Origin of the sequence: Streptomyces sp. NBC_01384 (assembly GCF_045040035.1) — a bacterium.
GTDB lineage: Bacteria > Actinomycetota > Actinomycetes > Streptomycetales > Streptomycetaceae > Streptomyces.
On the sequence record NZ_CP109560.1, the window covers coordinates 1,163,833 to 1,180,806 of the forward strand.

Consider the following 16,974-nt stretch of genomic DNA (forward strand, 5'->3'; position numbering starts at 1 on the left):
CGGGTGTGCTCGGTTTACCGGTCAGCCTCCAGATAGGGCAGTGTCCGTTGCCAGAGACGGAGATAGGTCGTGGTCGCCCCGGTCTTCGGGAGCTCCGCAGAGAGCAGGTCGCCGACCGAGTGGTCGGACAGCCAACGGACACCCGACTTGACCTGTGACGGGCTGATCCGCCCTCCTTCCCGGAGCTGGGCCTCATAGCCGAGTAGCAGCTGGTGGAGCACCGTCAGCGCAAGGTCGCTCAGGGGGACCCTGTCGATCGAGGTGTAGATGGCAGAGGCGGTGAGCGCCCATGCGGCGCGCTCGGGTCTTCCCGTGTCGGCCCACTGCCGCTGGTGTGGGTTGCACAGCCGGGTGCTTTTCTGCATTGCCATACGAGGACAGACGCGGACAAGACACTTGCCGAATCCCTGACGGGGCCTTGGACGGGTGGCCAAGTATGCGTCGACGGTGAGTCCTGCCTTTGCGCGGGCCCCAGCGCAGGTCTTGCACAATCCGCTCGCCTCGGCCGGCCGGACGCAGCCGACCCGGCAGGGGCTCTCGCCGTAGATCCGGCGTGACGGAGGAGCCGGTGCGGAATCGCACCACGCGGCGACATCGCCGGGGACGCCGGCCGAGCGCCAGGCCGCCAGGCACCGCTGGCACAGCCACGGGGAATTGCTCGCGGGACGGTCACAGGCTGGGTGGACGCAGGAGCGCAGGGTGTGCCAGTCGGCGCCGAGCGGGAAGAGCAGCTCAAGCGCGGCGCGGTCAAGGCCGTGTGCGACCAGGTAGTCCCAGTCGGGCACAGGCTCGCAGGCGGGCGCCGCAGCAGGTTGAGAGGTTGCGGAGGTCATGGGGATCCGAAGAGCTTGTCGGTGACGGTCTGGGCGGCCTGCACCACCCTGCCGTCGGACACGTTCCGGTAGGTGTCCTGGCTGTTCACGTCGCTGTGCCCGAGTAGACGCTGAAGGACGTCGCGTGCGACGTCGATGTTCGCGGCCGTCTCCCCGAAGGTGTGACGCAGCATGTGTGGGTGGATGTGGCGCAGACCAGCCTGCTCGGCAAGATTCGCGACGAGGTCCTGCACCCGCCGGGTGCCGATCGCCTCGCCGCCCGGGTCGCCGGTTGGTCCTGGGAACGAGACGAAGGCCCACGGACTGTTCCCGGCGCGGCGGATGCCGAGTCGCTCGCGCATCCAGTCGGCGTACAGCATCTCCACGGGCCCGGAAACAGGCAGGACGACCGCGCCTCGATTCTTGTTTGCCGCGCCCCGCGGGTGGCTATCACGCCTGCGCAGGTGCAGGTGCGGGCCCAGAGTGTAGGAACACCCGGGCGCCGTGCGACCTGGAGGAACGAGGTGCATGTCCTCACGCAGGAGCGACACCAGTTGGCCGACCCGTAAGGCGCAGCCGCCGAGCAAAGCGATCATGCAGCGGTCGCGTGCCGTTGTGGCCGCGCGCAGGAGCGCGGTGAACTCATCGTGCGTCGCCGCCGGAGGGCGCGCGGACGCGTTGCTCGGCCGGGAGTCGACTCGGATTCGTGGCTTGACGATCAGCGTCCCAGCACGGTTGTTCGTAGCCGGGAGCGTGGTGAAGAGAGCCTCGACAGCGTTTGCGCTGACGCCCCCGATGTCTGCCAGATGCAGGTAGAACCCGTGGATTGCGGCCAACGCTGGCCCGAGCGTTGAGTCCACGGGCAACTCACCCTGCCCACGGCCGCTTGTCTGCCGGGGCGTCGTCCGCAGACGCATCACATAGCGGGCCAACTCGAACGCGGCTGCGTCCCTGGACATGTCCCGTTCGCCGCACCAGATGTGGAACCGCTTCAGGTGACCGGCATACGTCTTGGTAGTCGACTCTGCCCGGCTGCAGCCAAAACGGAGGTGCCGGAGGTAGTCGTCGATGAGCTGTGCCGACGGTTCCTCCACCGCTGGCAGACGGCACCGAAATCGAGCGGCGGTTGTTCGTACGCAGACATCACAGGGTCCTCTCGGGGCGGTGGGTTGGTGAACTGGCCGGTCCGGGGCTGCCGCCCCTGGACCGGCGGTGGTGCGAAGAGCTGAGCGCCGCCGTGGCGGCGGGGCGAGCCGGTGCGGCACGCGTTCGCTCCCACGGCGTCAGGAATCCGTGCCGGGAGGGTCGCCGCGGTCCCAGGGCCCGAGGACCGCATGCGGCTCGCTGGCCCCCTGACCGTGTTCCTGCTGCGCGGCCGCCAGGAGAGCGAGGATCCGTTCGCCCTTGACGGCGGCCTGTGGCGCAGCGGGCCAGCGGGGATCTGGTCGGGGAGCGTCACCCGCATCGCCCGCAGGTCGATCTGCAGCGTCACGGTGCGCACGAGGAGGCATCCCTGTTCCCGCCCGGCGTACAGCTGGAGCCGCGCTTTGACGCGGTGGTCGACGGGGGTGAGCTGTACGTACTCGTTGCGCCAGGCGCGGTTCGCGACGTCGGGGGAGATCCGCACGGGGGCGGGAACCGTGCGCCAGGTGGGCACCTCGCGGTCGTTGAGCGGGTAAGCGGGGTCCTTCTCCCGCCGCGTCACGTGCTTGTGGAACGGGTACCAGCCGGGCCCGTACAGGACGGATTGGGCGTCCAGGACGTACCGCCAGCCGCCGAGCTCCAGCTTCACGCCGTAGATGTCCCGCTCGGGCTCGGGGGCGACGAAGAGGTCCAGGGGCGCCGTGACAGGGCGCGGGATCAGAGCCGGGTCCAGGCAGGGGAACGCCGGGAGGTCGGTGGGCAGGAACGTCGTGCGGGTGTTCCCCAGCTCTCCCAGGCCGAAGGCGCCGTCGCCCACCACCGTGCGGACCAGGCGGGGAACGGCGTGGTCGTGCGGAGTGACGCGGAGGGCGACGGCTGACCCCAGCTCCTGGACGTCCCAGTCCGGCTGGTCCGTACGCAGTCCGTGTCGCAGCTCGCGCAGGGCGCGGGAGACGCGGCGGCCGAGCGGGTCTTCAGGGTCCTGGCGCGGGGCGGAAGGGAGGACCAGGGCGGCGTCGGGGTGCCACTGGTCGGACAGGACCTGCCACGGCCCGGGCGGCAGCAGCGAGGCGAAGTTGCCCGGCGAGCTGCTCGGCGTCGGTCAGCTCCCGCAGGACGACGGCGGTGAGGCGCGCGGTGGACGGCGCATCCCAGGGACCTCCCAGGATGAGACTCAGCCCGTTGCCGGGGGCGCCCAGGGTGACGCTGAGCCGTCGGCCGTTCAGCCAGGCCTGCGCATGCCCGAACTGGACGAACAGCCCCGGCTCGTCGGGCTGCTGGAAGGGGGCGCCGGTGGTGAGCAGGCGGGCTACGGCCTCGCGGGGCGGGTGGGCATCGGGGGCGTCGGGCAGGGCTGGGGCGTAGCGGGTGACCGCGTCGAGGATGCGCGACACGGCGGGCGTCGGGGTGAAGGCGCTGAAGCGCGCGGTGCAGATCCGGGCGGGCCCAGATGGTGACGGCGCGGCCAGGGCCGCTTGGACCGGCCCGTGCAGCTCGCGGGTACGCAGGGTCAGCCGGTAGCCGCCGGGCAGGTCGGCGCGGACGCGTTCGCCACCGCGCAGCCGGTGTGCGACGACGGTCTCGGAGATGCCGTAGGTCGGAGAGACGGGCTCGAACTCGTACATGGCGCAGGCCTCCACGGGCGGCGGTGAGTGGTGCTGGTCAGCGGGTGATGCGGGCCCGGGCCTTCTCGGCCTGGACGTGGACGGTGTCGGCGTGAGCGGCGGCGCGGACCTTGTCGGCCCAGTCGGCCGCGCGCTGCGCCAGGTCGGCGAGGCGCACGAAGGCGGCGTCCTGGTGCTGGCGGGCACGGTCCATGAGCCGGGCGTGCTCGGCGGTCAGCTCCTCGGCGGCGTACGCGGCGATCACCTCGGCGCCGTGGCGGCGGGTGACGCGCCCGAAGGGGCAGGCACCCTCCTCCTGCTCGATGACGGCGAGGCCGGCGGCGGGCCAGCCGGTCTCCTCGTCACGCGGGCCGAGCTGGATGTCGAGCACGCACACCGCGTCCGGATCGTGTAGGCCGTTGCCCTGATAGCGGCGGTGCGGTCGGGGCACCGGGCCGGTCTGGCGTTCGGTGTGCGCGCGCCAGAGTTCGGGGGAGGGGTCCTCCTCGTCCTGATGGAGGCGGTGAAGGTAGGCGACCAGCGCGGGCAGCTGCCAGGCGGCGGAGCCGAAGGGCGCGGCCGGCATGGCGAGCCCGGCACGGGCGATAAGTCCCGCGTGGTTGCTGACGGCGGCTTGGGCGACGAACAGGCCGGTGGTGAGACGGAGTTCGGAGCGGAGCATGGCGAAGCCTTCCGGGCGGGCGGCACGCAGAGAGAGGAGGCGGGGGGCCGGGCCGGACCGAGTGGTCCGGCCCGGGTCGCAGGTCAGGACGCGTCCTCGGAGTCCTCGGCGCTCGCGCCGTCCGGGGAGTCCTCGGTGTCCTCGTCGGCCTGTCCGTCGACGTCGGCCGCGTCCGGCTCGTGCTCCTGGAAGGGTTCGTCGTCGACCACGGCCTGTTCGACGCTGGAGAGCGGGTAGCCGATCTCGGCGAGGAACGTCAGCCACGTGCGGGCGTCCGAACGGATCTCTCGCAGCTCGTACACGGAGGACTGCGCGCTGCGGTCGGTGCGCCAGGTCCGGACCTCGTTCATCCGCTTCTCGAACGTCGCTGCCAGCACCGCGAAGTTGAGCAGGGTGAGCTTGGCCGGGGTCGCCGTCTTGGCGCGCTCGGCAAGGGTGCTGTAGCCGGTCAGCTCCTTGATGAGATTGCGGCGGCCGACGTCTCCCGACCACTGGGCCACCGGCTTGGGACAGGTCAGGAGCTGCTCGGTGATGAACGCGGCGAGCGGCTTCGGCGCGCTCTTGCGGCCGATCAGGTCCTTGAGCCACGCCTGCCGGGCCTTCTCGGCGGCGCGGTAGGCCTTGTTGCCCGCCTTGACGTACTCGCGCGACGGCTCCGACGACTTGGTCTCTCCCGCCGCCTCGGCCTTCTGTACGTCTCCCTCGCCGTCCGGGCCGTCAAGCTCGGCGAGCGGCTCGGCGGTCGGCGGAAGGCTCTCGGAGTCCTCGGCCAGCCGTACCCCGGCCTCCTTCAGCTGCGGGCGGACCGTGGCGCGGGCCTGCTGCTCGGCGCGGTCGTCGCGCTCCCACTGCACCTGGAACTCGAAGCGGCCCTCGCGGTAGGCCTCCAGCAGCCGGTCTACGGCGTCGCCGTCGTCGTCGAACTCGCCCAGCACGCCAAGCACTTCGAGATCGAGGTCATACGTCCCGGCCTCGGCGAGGACAGAACGGGTCCGCTCGCCGACCGTCTTGGCGGTCTTGACCGCGCGGGAGACCTGGGTGCGGGTCCGGCCGGTGAGTTCGGCGACCCTCGCCTGCTTCATGCCCTCGCCGACCGCACCGAACAGGGCGTCGGCCTGTTCCAACTCGGTCAGGCCACGGCGGTAGTCGTCGTCGTTCTCGATGAGCTGGTCGATGAAGTCCTCACCGGCCTCCCGAAGGGAAGGGTCGAGGACGTACCCGGGGACCTCGACTGCGTCCTGCTCCTCCTCGGTCTCCTTGGTGGCCCGGGCGGCGAAGTAGCGCCGGTGGCCCATCTTCAGCTCGTACGTGTCCTCGCCGAGAGGGAGGACCACGACGGGGACCTTCACGCCGTTGGCCGCAACCGACTTGAGGAACTTCTCGTCGAGGTTGAGTTCCTGGCGGACGTTGCGCTCGTTGACGCGGATCTGGCCGAGCCGCAGGGTGACCCGCTGCATCGGTGTTGTTGTTGCGGTGTCGCTCACGTGTGCTCCTGGTGCGATCGGTTGGTGTCGAGCAAGTTGCCGCTTGCCCATGAAATCAATTATACGCCTTTGCGCCTGTGGGGCAACACCCTTTTTCCTGGGGGATATCGGGCAACCATGCTGGTCAGGGCCGCCGCGCTGCCTGGACGCGCCGCAGGGCGGTGAAGAACGGTGCATGGTGCGCGATGTGGTCCGCCGGGAGGGGGGAGGCGCTGTCCTGCGCCAGGGGCAGGGCGTCGAGTACCTCGGTCAGCTTCACGAGCGGGGAGCCGCAGGAGTCGCACACGCCCTCGTACGCGCCGATCCTGGGAAGGTGCGCCACGTAGCGGCCGGCGTGCTGGAACACGGGGTCCTGCCACAGCTCGAACGCCGTACCGGGGGCTTTCGTGAGCAGATGTACGGCGAGGTCGTACGCGGAGCCGACCGGGACTTCCTCAGTCAGGTAGCGCATCCCGAGCACGATGCCGTTGCTGGAGTCGTCGTACGGCTCAAGGCAGTTGTCGTCGATACCGAGCTGTACGGCGGCCCGGTCCTCGTCGGGCATGGCGTAGACGTAGAGCTGGAGCGCGGAACGGTCGGACACGGGGGTCTCCTTCGGGAAGGCGCAGGTGCGCCGGGGCGGTCAGACTTCGGTCACCGTCACGGGCGGAAGGCCCATGTGGGCAGCCCACGCTTCGGCGGCGCCGTGCAGCGTGCGAAAGCCCGTCGGCCAGACGGGGTTCCGGGCTCTCTCCGTCGCGTAGATGTAGGTGAACACCTGCGGTCCCAGGCCGTGAGAGTTCTGCAGGCGGCCGGTCAGATGGGGGTGCTCGGGGCACCAGATGCGGTAGCGGCCCAAGGCGCCGAGCCCGTCACGGAACACGTCGCCGTGCTCCAGGTGCACGGCGACCGGCTCAGGCCGGGGCGGTGTGGCCCGTACACCGGCCTTGGTCAGCACGGCGGCGAACCCGGCCCGCTGGAGGCGGGTGGCGATGTCGGCACGCACCCGCAGCCAGGTGTCGCGCGCCGGTCCGGGACGCGGCGGCTTGCCAAGATGCTGGCCTATGAGCAGCGTCACGTGGGCGGTGCCGTCCTCGCCGGAGTGGCCGACGGACACGGCCACCTGTTCTCCGGTGAGCTGCTGGCGTTTGAAGGCGGGGAAGCGGCTCGTGGGCAGGGCGCTGCGGGTGGCGCGGACGTACCAGGACGGTGCGCTCGGCCGGTAGGGGCAGCGGTGGCGGGCGGTCGGCGTGCTCATCGCGCGTCCTCGCGGGTGCTGTCGGAACGGTCGTCCGGGGCCGGTGGGGTGCGGCGGAGAACGTCTCCGTAGGCCTTCATGACGGCCGCTGTCGCCTCGTCGTCGACGTAGCGGAAGGTGACGATGTTGAGCCCGTCGCCGAGAACCTGCGCGGTCACTCGCTCGATGGTCCCGCGCTTGCGGTACTCGACGGTGGGGGACGGTTCGGACCGGGTGACCTCGGCTCCGGGGACCACGGACACGAGGTGATCTGCAAGGGCGGCCCGGGCCTCTGCGTGCTTGCGGGCCTTCTCGTTGGCCGCGAGCGCCTTCGGGTAGGTCTCGTCGTAGACCGGCAGCAGCTTGGTACGGACGGCTTCTTCCAGCGCCCTGCCGCCCCGGTCGGCGCGCATCTCGGTCCTGGGAGAGTGCGCTTCCGTCAGGTGGTACGACGCGTCCGGGTAGGAGACCCGCGCCCGGACGTACCCCTCACGCCGTGCGGGAGAGATCTTGATGCACCGGCCGTCGGGGTGTTCCAGGGCGGCGCACTCCTCCTTGGAGACGGTGTACGCGCGGACGGTCCAGCCGCCGCCGGGCATCAACGGCTCGGCCTCTGCGGCGAGTTGGTAGGTGATGGACGGCATGATGGTTCGCCCTTCCGACGGGTTGGTGCCGGATGAGTTGCCGCTCATTCGGGGAGCTGTGGCGGTGTGGTCGGCCAGGACCCGAGGGGCGGTTGTCCGCCCCTCGGGTGGCGGGGGTCAGTCCTCGTGGGGCTCCATGATCGTGATCACGGGCTCGCCGTGGTCGCCGGGCCCGATCGCGCACACGAGCTGGACCGGGCGGGCCTGCCGGGCGCGGCCGTCGCGCGGCACCCGCCGCAGGTCGACGGTGACCCGGTCGCCGTCCCCGCCGCCGCGCCGGATCGCTGCGCGGGCCATGGTCAGTACGTCCCACAGGCGTCCGCGCTCGTCCTGCGGCACCTGCCGCTCGCTGTCGCCGTCGTTCCAGGCCACGCAGCCCTCCCACACGGCACTGGTGAGGGCGACCGGAACCACGAAGCCGGCCTCGCGGGCCAACTCGGCGTCGGCGGCCGTCAGGACGCCGTCCGCCAGGGCCTGGGCGCGGGTGTAGGCGTGGATGATTTCGTCCGGCTCGGCCAGAGGGACCGACCGCATGGCGTCGCCGCTGACGGTGGGATCGTCGGTGACGGCGGCCTCGTGCAGAACGGAATCGATGCGGAACAGCAGGCTTCGACCGGCGTCGTCGGCGGCGGGGTCGGTGGGCGTCTGGGCGGCGGTCTCCTCGGCCTCCATGGCGGCGTGCACCGCGAGCATCGTTTCCGTGGCCGTCACCCTTCCAGACTCCCCGGAGGCCTGGGCGTCGGCGCGCTGCTGCTCGAACTGGTCCCGGATCTGCTCGTGGCTGAAGCCCTGGGCGCGTTTCACGCGGACGGTCTTTCCCACGAGTTCGACCGCCATGGCGGACACGTGACCGGTCGGGTGGTCGCCGCCCGGCACGACGCCGGATGCCTGCCTGCGGCGGGCGAGAGTGCGGGCCGCGCTGCGGTCGTGCGCCTCGGCCGGTCCGGCGTCCGGAGCGGCGGTGGGAGGCGCGGGAGTCCCAGTGTCCGGTGCGTTGTCCGCCGGGCCGGTTCCGGGGTCCTCGGTGGTGAGGATGTAGAAGTCGTTGGAGTGGACATGGACCGTCCACTTCTGCCCGGGGGTGTCCTCGGTGAGCCTGGCGCGCGGCGTGCGCTCCCACGCCTCGAACGCGCGGGCCGGGTCGACCGGCACCATGTTGCCGCTCGCGGTGTCGTAGGCGCGGCAGGTGCGGGCCGCCGTGCGGATCTCCGTCAGGCGCTTGGTCCAGTTCCGGCGGATCGTGGTCATCGTGCGTCCTCCTGTGAGTGGGTGCCGGATGGGTTGCCGCCCATCCAGAAAATCAATAATACACTCTCATGGCGGGTGATCAATTCCTTTTAGAACAGCGTGTTCCCGCCGCCGTCGCCGAACTCGGTCTCCTGCGCGGCCCTGGGTGCGGCGGCGGTGCGTGGGGCCGTCGGCCTGGGCTTCCTGCTGGCGGCTGCCCGTTCCGCGCGTTCGGCCTGCTCCGCCTGGGCCTCCAACTCGTCCTCGTCGCGGTTGTGCAGCACGATTTCGGTGGCCGGTGAGGCGTCGCGCCACTGGTCGCGGTACTCGTCCGTGGAGATCCCGGGGCTGGGGCGGAGCTTGATCCCGGTCTCGCGGTGGAAACGCTCGTACGCGGGCGAGTCCTGCCGCACAAAGCCGCCCTCGATCCGGAACGGCGCGGACTCCCTCTGGATGATGAACGCCCCATGCCGGGCGAGCGTCTCGGCGACCGCGATCACGTGGAACTCGAACAGCGGCCCCCGGTACCCGGGGGCGTTGCCGCTGCGCTTGATCCGCCCGAACGGCGGGTTGCTGATCGCACAGTCGAAGGGACCGAGGTTCATACCCGGGACGTCCAGCACATCGGCACAGATCCACGTCGCCTCCGGCAGGATGCGCCGCCCCACCCGCACGTACTCCGGGTTCTTCTCCACGCACACGATCTCGCGCGGCGGCAGACGCTCGAAGTGCCGGGTCACCACGTCGCGGGCGTGCCAGGCCAGACGCCCGATGCCCGCGCACAGATCGATGATCCGGTTTCCCGGGATCACGAGGTGGAGTTGGCCGGCGAGCTCGGCGGGCGTGAAGAACGCGCCGTCCAGGGCGCGGCCCGTGTTCGCGGACTCGTGGTAGTGATCGAGGACGAATTCCCGCTCCTCCTCCGTCAAGTCCCGCTCTGCCGCGACCAGTTCGCACGCCTGCTTGTGCTTCTGGGCCTGCTCCTTGCTGAGCTTTCCGGGCATGGCATGCCGCCTTTCGGGGTGAGGTGGTGCGCCGGTCCGGGATGCCGTCCGGGACCGGCGGTGAGAGGGGCGGTGCGCCTTTGCCCTAAGCGCTGGCGGGCGTCGGCTGCGGCGCAGCGGGGAACCACCACTGCTTGCGCTCGTCGCCCTCTCGGGGATAGGCGGAGATACGGACACCGGCCGCGGTGGCCGAGTGGTAGAAGCACCACCGGCGGTGGCCAAGGACGCGGTCCCATCGCGTGACGTAGCCGTCGAACACGCTGACGGGCGTGCCGTACCGGTTGCGCTCGGTCCGGTAGACCCTCCATCGCATGCAGTCGGCCACCTGCCACCGGGGCCCGATCCCCGCCCGCTCGATCCACAGTTCGATGCAGTCGTGGCACGACACCCGGCGCAGCGCCTGTCCAGGGTCTGTGGACTCCCACCACGCCGGGGCGGCACCGCACAGAGCTGGGCCGCCGTCTTCCTCTGCGCGGTGGACGGTCAGGGCCAGGCCGTCAGCCGTGCGGTAGCCGAACTCCCCAACGGCGCAACGGGCGGTGAACATCCGTCGGGCGCGGCGGGGGGCGGTCGGCGGTACCTGCGGGGCGCGGGGAGTCTCGACGCCGGCGCAGGCTCCGCCGTCCGTCTCCCAGGCCTCGACGGCGGCGGCGCCGGACGGGTGCGAGCGATCGCCGGCGGGCTGAGTGGGGGAATGCGTGGGCATGGGGGCTCCGCTCGGTGGGCCGGGCGCCCCGGGGCGCCCGGCCGGTCGGGTGTCGTTCAGGCGGTGGGGGTCGGCTCGGGAACGGCCGTGGTAACGCTCAGGTCGGCGGCGCGCAGGTCGGCGGCGACGGCGGCCATGAACTCGTTGTCGGCCTGCTGGTCACGGCTGCCGGGGGCGTACCAGTACTGGTTCTTGCGGTGCCACTTGAAGCCGTGAGCCTTCAGCACGTCGGCGGCGCCGTCCCCCACACGCGTACCGGTGACGGTCGTTCCGTCCTCGTCCGTGTGCGTGAGGGTGAGTCCCTCCGCGCCCTCCTGCGGGGTGCCCGCCGTACGGGCGGCCTGGGCGGTGGTCTGCTCCTTGGCGGCGGCCCAGCGCTGGGGCAGGACAACGTCACTGGCGATCTGCCACATCTGCTGCGGGGCCCAGTTCTCCTGGATGACGTGGCCGTCGACGACGCAGGCGGCGAGCATGCCGCTGGTGGGGGGCTCGGCGCCGTCGTGGGCCTCGGACCACAGGACGGCGGCGGCCTTCAGGGCGTCATCGGAGACGTCCCGGTGGGGGTTGATGCCGTCGACCAGCGGCTTACCGGTGACCTTCCGGCCCTTGACGGTGACGGTGACCGTGTTGTCGGTGGACTCGTAGCGGTCCTCCATGCCGTTGAACTGCGCGCCCTGCATGGGGCGGGTGAGCTCTTCGACGTCGGCCGTGTCGGGGCCGTCGGTCCAGTGGACGGAGATCCACGCGGAGGCGGTACCGGTGCCCTTGCGCACGCTGAACTTCACGCCGGGGAACGAGGCCTTGAGGCGGTTCCGGAGCTCGGCGGCCACGTGCTTGGTGTCGATGTAGTCCATGTCCTGTCCTTCTGGTGCGAGTTGGGTTGGCGGCCGGTGAGTTGCCGCTCACCTTCAAAATCAATAATACACTCTCTTGGTTCTGGTGTCAGTCGCCTTTGAAGACGCAGTCACCATTGACGGTGATCCGCAGCGTGATCGTTCCGTCCGGGCTGATCAGGTCGTCGGGTACCTCGCCGGTGTCCAGGTGGACGGACACCACCAGGCCTTCGCCGCGCTTCCAGTAGGCGTAGACCTGGGTGCCGCCGGTCTCCATGCACGGCAACGTCGATCGGTCCTTGCGGTGTTGGTGCAGGAATCGCGCACGGCGGTTCAGCGTGTCCGCGCGGCGCTGGCTCATCCGCATAGCTGTGCCTCCTCCGGGGGCCGGTCCGGGATGTGGGCCCGGACCGGCCCGGGGGTGTTGGGGGTGTGTCAGGACGGGGTGTTCGCGGCGGCCTGCGCGCGCTCTGCCTCCCAGGCTTCGCGCTCGGCGCGGCGGTAGTCCTCGACTCCGTCGACGGTGAGCCGCGCGACGCGTACGGCTTTCGCCTCGTCGGGGTGCTGCTCGGCGAACTCGGTGGCCCGGGCGTCGGCCTTCCAGCCGCTCTCCAGCCAAGAGGCCAGGGCATCTTGGGAGTTGCGGTGGCGGCAGTCCTTGCCGAGCCGTACGAGCCGTTCGCCCTCCTTTCCGCCCAGGGCGGTGCCGACCGCTACGGCCAGCGTTCCGCGCGCGCCCTTCAGGGCGGCGCTCGCGTTGAGGTATGCCAGCGTGTACGCGGACCGGTGTCCCTTGCCGTGCCGCTCTTCGGTCCACCGGTCGTAGGCCTCGTGGAAGGGTTCGCCGGCGCGTCCGCGCTCGGCGTGCCAGGACACCCACGCGCGCTGGGGGTCCTCGAACATCTGGATGAGCCGCCCGTACGCGGCGGCGGTGGGCTCTCGTCCTTCGGCGGCGAGCCGTGCCCGCCACGCTTCCTCCTGGGCCTGCAATTCGCGCTCGCCCTCGGTGATTGCCACCAGGGCGAGTGCCTCGGCCTCGGTCGCGCGCGGTGCGTCCTTGACCTGCTCCAGGGCGGCGCGGACCCGCTTGCCCGCGTCCAGCACCGCGTCTCGCTCCGCTGCAAGGGGCCGTGCGTCCTCGCCCCCGCTCGCGCTATAGGCCTGCTGGGCCCGGGTGAGGGCGTCGACCGCGTCGCGGTGCGCCTGCTCAGCGTCGGCCAGAGCTGCCCCGGCGCGCTCGGTGGCGGCGCTGGTCACCTGGCCGTGCTCCAACCGGGCCTGTGCCGCCACTTCGGCGGTCTTGGTGACGGCGTCGGCGATTTGGCGGCGCCACTCGGCCGCGTCGCGTCCCCACACGGTCCGGCCGGCCTCCTCGTCCGCCCGGTTGATGGCGCGCACGTCGCGCACCTGCGCGAGCACTTCGCGGAAGGCGGCGCCGTGGCGGCCGTTGCGCTGCGAGGCGGACCCCCAGTAGCGGGCGCCGTCCCACACGCACCGGGCGGTGAACCCCTGGGTGCCGGTGCGCACCGGGAACGCACCGGTCACCGTGACCGCCCGTACGTAGGTGCCCTGCATGAGGCTGGACGTGACGGTCACGTCCCACCCGTGCGCGGTCGCTGCCTCGGCCAGCGTCCGCGCGTTCCTGGGCAGCTCGGCCACCTCGTCCGCCGACGGGGCGGCGGGAGGGGCCGCGGGGGCGTCTCCGGTCGGCTCGGGCTCCTGCGGGGCGGTGGTGGCGGTCGGTCCGGGCTCGGGGCCGCGGGGCGGCTCGACACCGGGGCAGGCTCCGCCGTCGGACTCCCACGCGTCGGCCGTTCCTGGGTCGGACGGCGGGGCGTCCGCTGCGGCCACGGTCGGCGTCGTCTCCGCTCCGGGAAGGGCGGTCGGCTCGACGGGCACCCGGCGGACGACGTCGCCGTGCGACCACTCACCCGCAACCTGGTACCCGCGTGCGGTGATCAGGTCGGCGACGTGGTCCAGGGGGACGGCGCTGGAACTGGGGTAGTGGCACCCGTCGTCGTTCCACACCGTGGCGCCCTCCCACGGGCGGCCCGGGTGACGCTGCCCGCAACCGCACTCCAGGCGGAGCGCTGCGCCGTTCATCCGCGAGTACGTGAGCACCGCGAAGGCAGCGGTCATGGTGCACGTGAGCGACCGCACCCACTGCTCATACGCCGAGCCGTACACCCCGAAAGTCATGATCTCGGACGAGATCACCCACCGGGCGAACGCTGCCCCCTCCTCGCGCGTGCGGCCCTCCGCGACCGCGTACGCGGCGAGATCTTCGAGGTAGGCGGCGTTCGACGTGAGGTAGTCGGCGGGGAGCACCGACAGGACCGGCTGACTGTCGGGGGCGGCGTCGTCGCCCTTGGGCGTCAGCAGGCAGTCAGCGCCGACGTAGTCGCGCCCGACGAACCGCGACGGGTACAGCTCAAACGGGACCGTGGCCTTGATCCACGGACGCAGCATGACGGGGACCTCACCCGCCGGGGCGGCGGCGATGGACGCTGAGACGACCTCGGCCGTCACGGGGGAGGCGTCCCGCTCCCCGTAGGCAGACAGGACCGGCGCTGTCCGGGCGGTGGGAGCCTCGGCGGCCACCAGGTCCCCCAGGGCGCGCCACGGGATGCCCTCGGCGGCCTGCTGGCCGTTGCGGGCCAGGGTGGCGCCGTCCCAGCGGTAGCCCCGGGCGGTGAGCCTCCACACGCACCGCAGGACGGTTTCCCTGGGCTCCTGGCGGGCGGTGAGCAGCAGCGCGCAGTGTCCGGGCTGCGTCTGGACGGCGGCTGTCCATCCGGCCGCTTCCGCGCGGGCGGTGAGCTGGACCAGGTTGCGGGGCAGATCGGCGGTCGGGGCGGTGGGCGCCGGCACTTCGGCAGGGGTCGGGGCCGGCTCCTGGGCAGGGGTGCGCGTCGTGCTGGTGGCGGGGTGCGTCGTCATGTCGGGTCTCTCCTGGTCGGGTTGGTGCCGGGTGAGTTGCCGCTCACACCGGGATGGCGGGGCAGGGGGAGGCAGGGGCGTTCCCGCCGGGCCGGTCGGGCGACCGGCCCGGCGGGATGGTGCTCAGTTGCGGCGGTTCGGGGGCCGGTTGTCCCGGGGCGCGGTGCGGCCGGTGCTCGCGCTGCTCGCGTCCGCCTCCGGGCGGGGCACACGCTCGGCCTGCCGGTACTCAACGCCCGGTTCCGGGGCCAGAGATGCGCCGGTCTCGGTGTCGACGGTGTACGCCTCCCGGATGTCCTCGGCGGTGAGCGGCCGAAGCCAGAAGTTCCGGACCCTCCAGCCGCGTACGAACTCCGATCCGTCGGGGGCGAAGGTGCGCACGACCAGGCCACCGGTGGAGCATCCGACCATGGCTGCCGCGATCACGATGGCTACGCGGACGGCGGCGGCCTCGTCGACGATCAGGGCGTCACCGATCACGGTGAGCTGCTGGCCTTCGGTGAGTTCACCGTGCGGCGTGCTGGCGCTGGCCACCATGTGGTGTGTCCCGTCGCCGAGGACGTCACCCACGAGGGACAGATACGCGTCTGTCGCGCGGTCGATCAGTGCGTGTGCCGTGTCGGCGGCGGTGTGCATCGCTTCGTCCGTCACGGCGTCGCTGACGGGTGCGGGAGTCCACCGCATCTCGTCTGTGCCGAGATCCTCGCTCGGGTCGACGTGCTGACCTTCAAGGCTCTGCCGTACGTGGTCCTGGTACTCGCTCATCGTTCCCCTGCCTTGGGTTGGTGAGTTGATGCCGGGAGAGTTGCCGCTCTCCCGTAGAATCAATAATACGCTCTTGCGGGGGTGATTCTCAACCCACAATCACCCGCCGGACGTGGCGAGTTACGACGACTTCACCGGCGTCACTGTCGTACGGAAGTACGCGTTCCGGGCGAGGCTGAACGCAACGCGCTTGGTCTCGCCGGTGCTCTCGCGCTTGCCGTAGATCTCGACGTCGGTCAACTCGTCGTCCTCGTAGGTCACTTGCAACACTGTGCCTTCCCACACCTCGGGCCACGGGGCGGGCCGGTTCGCGGTCCTCGGGCGGGCGTAGGCGGCCAGGCTCCGGGTAGGGCGGCGCTCGATCCGTACCCGCTGCCCCTGGCCGATCGGTCCTGTGGCGGTCATGGTGTCCCCTCTCTGGTGGCTGTGCCTGCGGGAGGGTGGGGCGACCGGCGGTCGCCCCACCCTGGGCGTGTCACTGCGTCCGGCCTGCCCGCTGTTCCTCGGCGGCCGTGGACAGCTCGTTGACCCCGTGGCGCGCGTGGTCGGCCCGAACGCGCGCGGCCACCTCGTCGGCGGACGGCAGTCCGAACCCTCCATCACGGGCGAACATGTCGTACGCCTCGCGCCACCCGCGAACCTGGCATTCGACCGCGTCCCGAGACGCGCACGCGATCGTCAGACCCCCGACAGTGACGGACAGTGCGCCGATTCCGTCGGGGCTTGCTGCCGCGCTGCGGGCCCGGATCTTTGCGCGACGGGGCGCGTCGTCCAGAATCACAAACGAATTGATGGTGAGTTCGGGTTCACGCAATTCGCCTGCGTCGACCTGCTCGGGGAAAATCCTGTCGAGCATTTCGGCGGCCTCGCACCAGCCTTCCCACCAAACGCGCGCGCCGGTAGGGTGCCTGAATTCGACGATGGCTGTCGGGATCTTGAGTAGGGGAATGAGCGTCAGACCGATGGATGCATTGACCTCGTGCTCTCCAGCAATGTGGATCGTGAGTCGGCTTGCCGCCTCAACGGTTTCGGTGTCCAAGGGGGCTCCTCGGGTTGGTGATTGAGACTCAGTCAGGTTGCCGCCTGACTACGAAATCAATAATACACTCTCGGGGTGGGGGAGGCACCCGAAACGCCCGAACCTGCAACATCTCTTGCACCTTCTCTTGCGGCTACTCCTGCGCCTTCTCTTGCAACATCTCTTGCGCAAGCCTCTTCGGGAGGGTCGTCATATCCGCAGGTCAACCAAGGTTTCCGCCTGTGGTCGGGGTTCTGACATCCCCTCTGCTGCCACTTGTCCCGCGCCGGTTGAAGGATGAGTGAGGAATGGGGGCGGGGGCGGGTCGGGCGGCGGCGTCGGGGATTGGGGCGGCCTGGTGTGTGTTGCGCGACGGCGGGGCCGTCGCGCTGCCCCGGGGTGGTTGTCCCGGGGTTGGGGTGGGGGGGGTGTGGGCCGGTGCTCCGGCCTCCCACCCCTGGTGTCTCCCTCACTCCCAGGGGTCTCCTCTCTCTTCCTCTCTTCTGTCTGGTCCTGCCGGAGGCAGGCTCAACCCCTCACCCCTCCCAGGGGGTTCGGGCCCCGGAGGGGCCCTATTTCCCTTTCCCGGTATTCCGTGGTTTACTTTATTCCACGGAATACAATCAAATAGGCTTGCCTGTAAGGGAATCGGAGATTCCCCAACCCTCACCCTGGACAACGAATATGACGAACTCTCAACTAAACCACCGTCAACCCACAAACAAAACCAGCCCATTTCCGTTCCGGAGGAACGCAAACAATCCCATTCGCTGTTCGTTCCGGAGGAACGCACGTTATGGAATGGCCGGAGGCCAATTCCATAACGCCCCGCCGGAGGCGGGCAATTCGCGCGGGGACGCGCGAAACGAGCGGAGCGAGTATTCGGCTGCCGGAGG

Annotated in this window: 18 protein-coding genes; all 18 read right to left on the reverse strand. The window is 70.8% G+C overall.

Annotation, left to right across the window (positions count from 1 at the left end; all coding sequences use genetic code 11):
* Positions 1-14: 14 nt before the first annotated feature.
* The 18 genes from OG747_RS52945 to OG747_RS53030 all read right to left on the reverse strand — a co-directional run bounded on the left by OG747_RS52945 (position 15) and on the right by OG747_RS53030 (position 16,099).
* On the reverse strand, positions 15-365 hold the full coding sequence (locus OG747_RS52945; RefSeq protein ID WP_405886502.1) for a hypothetical protein: 351 nt from the start codon (positions 363-365) through the stop codon (positions 15-17).
* 464 nt (positions 366-829) lie between these two features.
* On the reverse strand, positions 830-1,771 hold the full coding sequence (locus OG747_RS52950) for a site-specific integrase (RefSeq protein ID WP_331765378.1): 942 nt from the start codon (positions 1,769-1,771) through the stop codon (positions 830-832).
* A gap of 32 nt (positions 1,772-1,803) precedes the next feature.
* Positions 1,804-2,775: a hypothetical protein gene (locus OG747_RS52955; protein WP_331765379.1), complete on the reverse strand. Its 972-nt coding sequence runs from the start codon at positions 2,773-2,775 to the stop codon at positions 1,804-1,806.
* Positions 2,776-2,929: 154 nt separating this feature from the next.
* On the reverse strand, positions 2,930-3,580 hold the full coding sequence (locus OG747_RS52960; RefSeq protein WP_331765380.1) for a hypothetical protein: 651 nt from the start codon (positions 3,578-3,580) through the stop codon (positions 2,930-2,932).
* Positions 3,581-3,617: 37 nt separating this feature from the next.
* Positions 3,618-4,241 (reverse strand): hypothetical protein, encoded by a 624-nt coding sequence (locus OG747_RS52965; RefSeq protein ID WP_331765381.1) that lies wholly within the window; start codon positions 4,239-4,241, stop codon positions 3,618-3,620.
* An 83-nt stretch (positions 4,242-4,324) separates the two neighbouring features.
* On the reverse strand, positions 4,325-5,725 hold the full coding sequence (locus OG747_RS52970; protein WP_331765382.1) for a ParB/RepB/Spo0J family partition protein: 1,401 nt from the start codon (positions 5,723-5,725) through the stop codon (positions 4,325-4,327).
* A 124-nt stretch (positions 5,726-5,849) separates the two neighbouring features.
* Positions 5,850-6,308: a hypothetical protein gene (locus OG747_RS52975; protein WP_331765383.1), complete on the reverse strand. Its 459-nt coding sequence runs from the start codon at positions 6,306-6,308 to the stop codon at positions 5,850-5,852.
* A 39-nt stretch (positions 6,309-6,347) separates the two neighbouring features.
* Positions 6,348-6,962 carry a hypothetical protein gene (locus OG747_RS52980; protein WP_331765384.1) on the reverse strand — a complete coding sequence of 205 codons (615 nt, stop codon included), beginning with the start codon at positions 6,960-6,962 and terminating at the stop codon, positions 6,348-6,350.
* On the reverse strand, positions 6,959-7,633 hold the full coding sequence (locus OG747_RS52985) for a hypothetical protein (RefSeq protein ID WP_405886506.1): 675 nt from the start codon (positions 7,631-7,633) through the stop codon (positions 6,959-6,961). The genes OG747_RS52980 and OG747_RS52985 overlap by 4 nt, the downstream gene beginning before the upstream one ends.
* A 69-nt stretch (positions 7,634-7,702) precedes the next feature.
* Entirely contained in the window at positions 7,703-8,833 is a 1,131-nt protein-coding gene (locus OG747_RS52990) for a DUF6573 family protein (RefSeq protein WP_331765386.1), read from the reverse strand.
* An 89-nt stretch (positions 8,834-8,922) separates the two neighbouring features.
* Positions 8,923-9,816, reverse strand: a complete 894-nt coding sequence (locus OG747_RS52995; RefSeq protein WP_331765387.1) for an N-6 DNA methylase — start codon at positions 9,814-9,816, stop codon at positions 8,923-8,925.
* An 85-nt stretch (positions 9,817-9,901) separates the two neighbouring features.
* Entirely contained in the window at positions 9,902-10,522 is a 621-nt protein-coding gene (locus tag OG747_RS53000) for a hypothetical protein (RefSeq protein ID WP_331765388.1), read from the reverse strand.
* A gap of 56 nt (positions 10,523-10,578) precedes the next feature.
* Positions 10,579-11,376, reverse strand: a complete 798-nt coding sequence (locus OG747_RS53005; RefSeq protein WP_331765389.1) for an LPD29 domain-containing protein — start codon at positions 11,374-11,376, stop codon at positions 10,579-10,581.
* 88 nt (positions 11,377-11,464) lie between these two features.
* A complete protein-coding gene (locus OG747_RS53010) occupies positions 11,465-11,716 on the reverse strand; it encodes a hypothetical protein (RefSeq protein ID WP_405886510.1) in 252 nt (83 codons plus the stop codon).
* Positions 11,717-11,790: 74 nt separating this feature from the next.
* Entirely contained in the window at positions 11,791-14,295 is a 2,505-nt protein-coding gene (locus OG747_RS53015; protein ID WP_331765391.1) for a hypothetical protein, read from the reverse strand.
* A gap of 123 nt (positions 14,296-14,418) precedes the next feature.
* Positions 14,419-15,060: a hypothetical protein gene (locus OG747_RS53020; protein WP_331765392.1), complete on the reverse strand. Its 642-nt coding sequence runs from the start codon at positions 15,058-15,060 to the stop codon at positions 14,419-14,421.
* Between the two features lie 120 nt (positions 15,061-15,180).
* On the reverse strand, positions 15,181-15,465 hold the full coding sequence (locus OG747_RS53025) for a hypothetical protein (protein WP_331765393.1): 285 nt from the start codon (positions 15,463-15,465) through the stop codon (positions 15,181-15,183).
* Between the two features lie 70 nt (positions 15,466-15,535).
* Positions 15,536-16,099: a hypothetical protein gene (locus OG747_RS53030; RefSeq protein WP_331765394.1), complete on the reverse strand. Its 564-nt coding sequence runs from the start codon at positions 16,097-16,099 to the stop codon at positions 15,536-15,538.
* Positions 16,100-16,974: the final 875 nt, after the last annotated feature.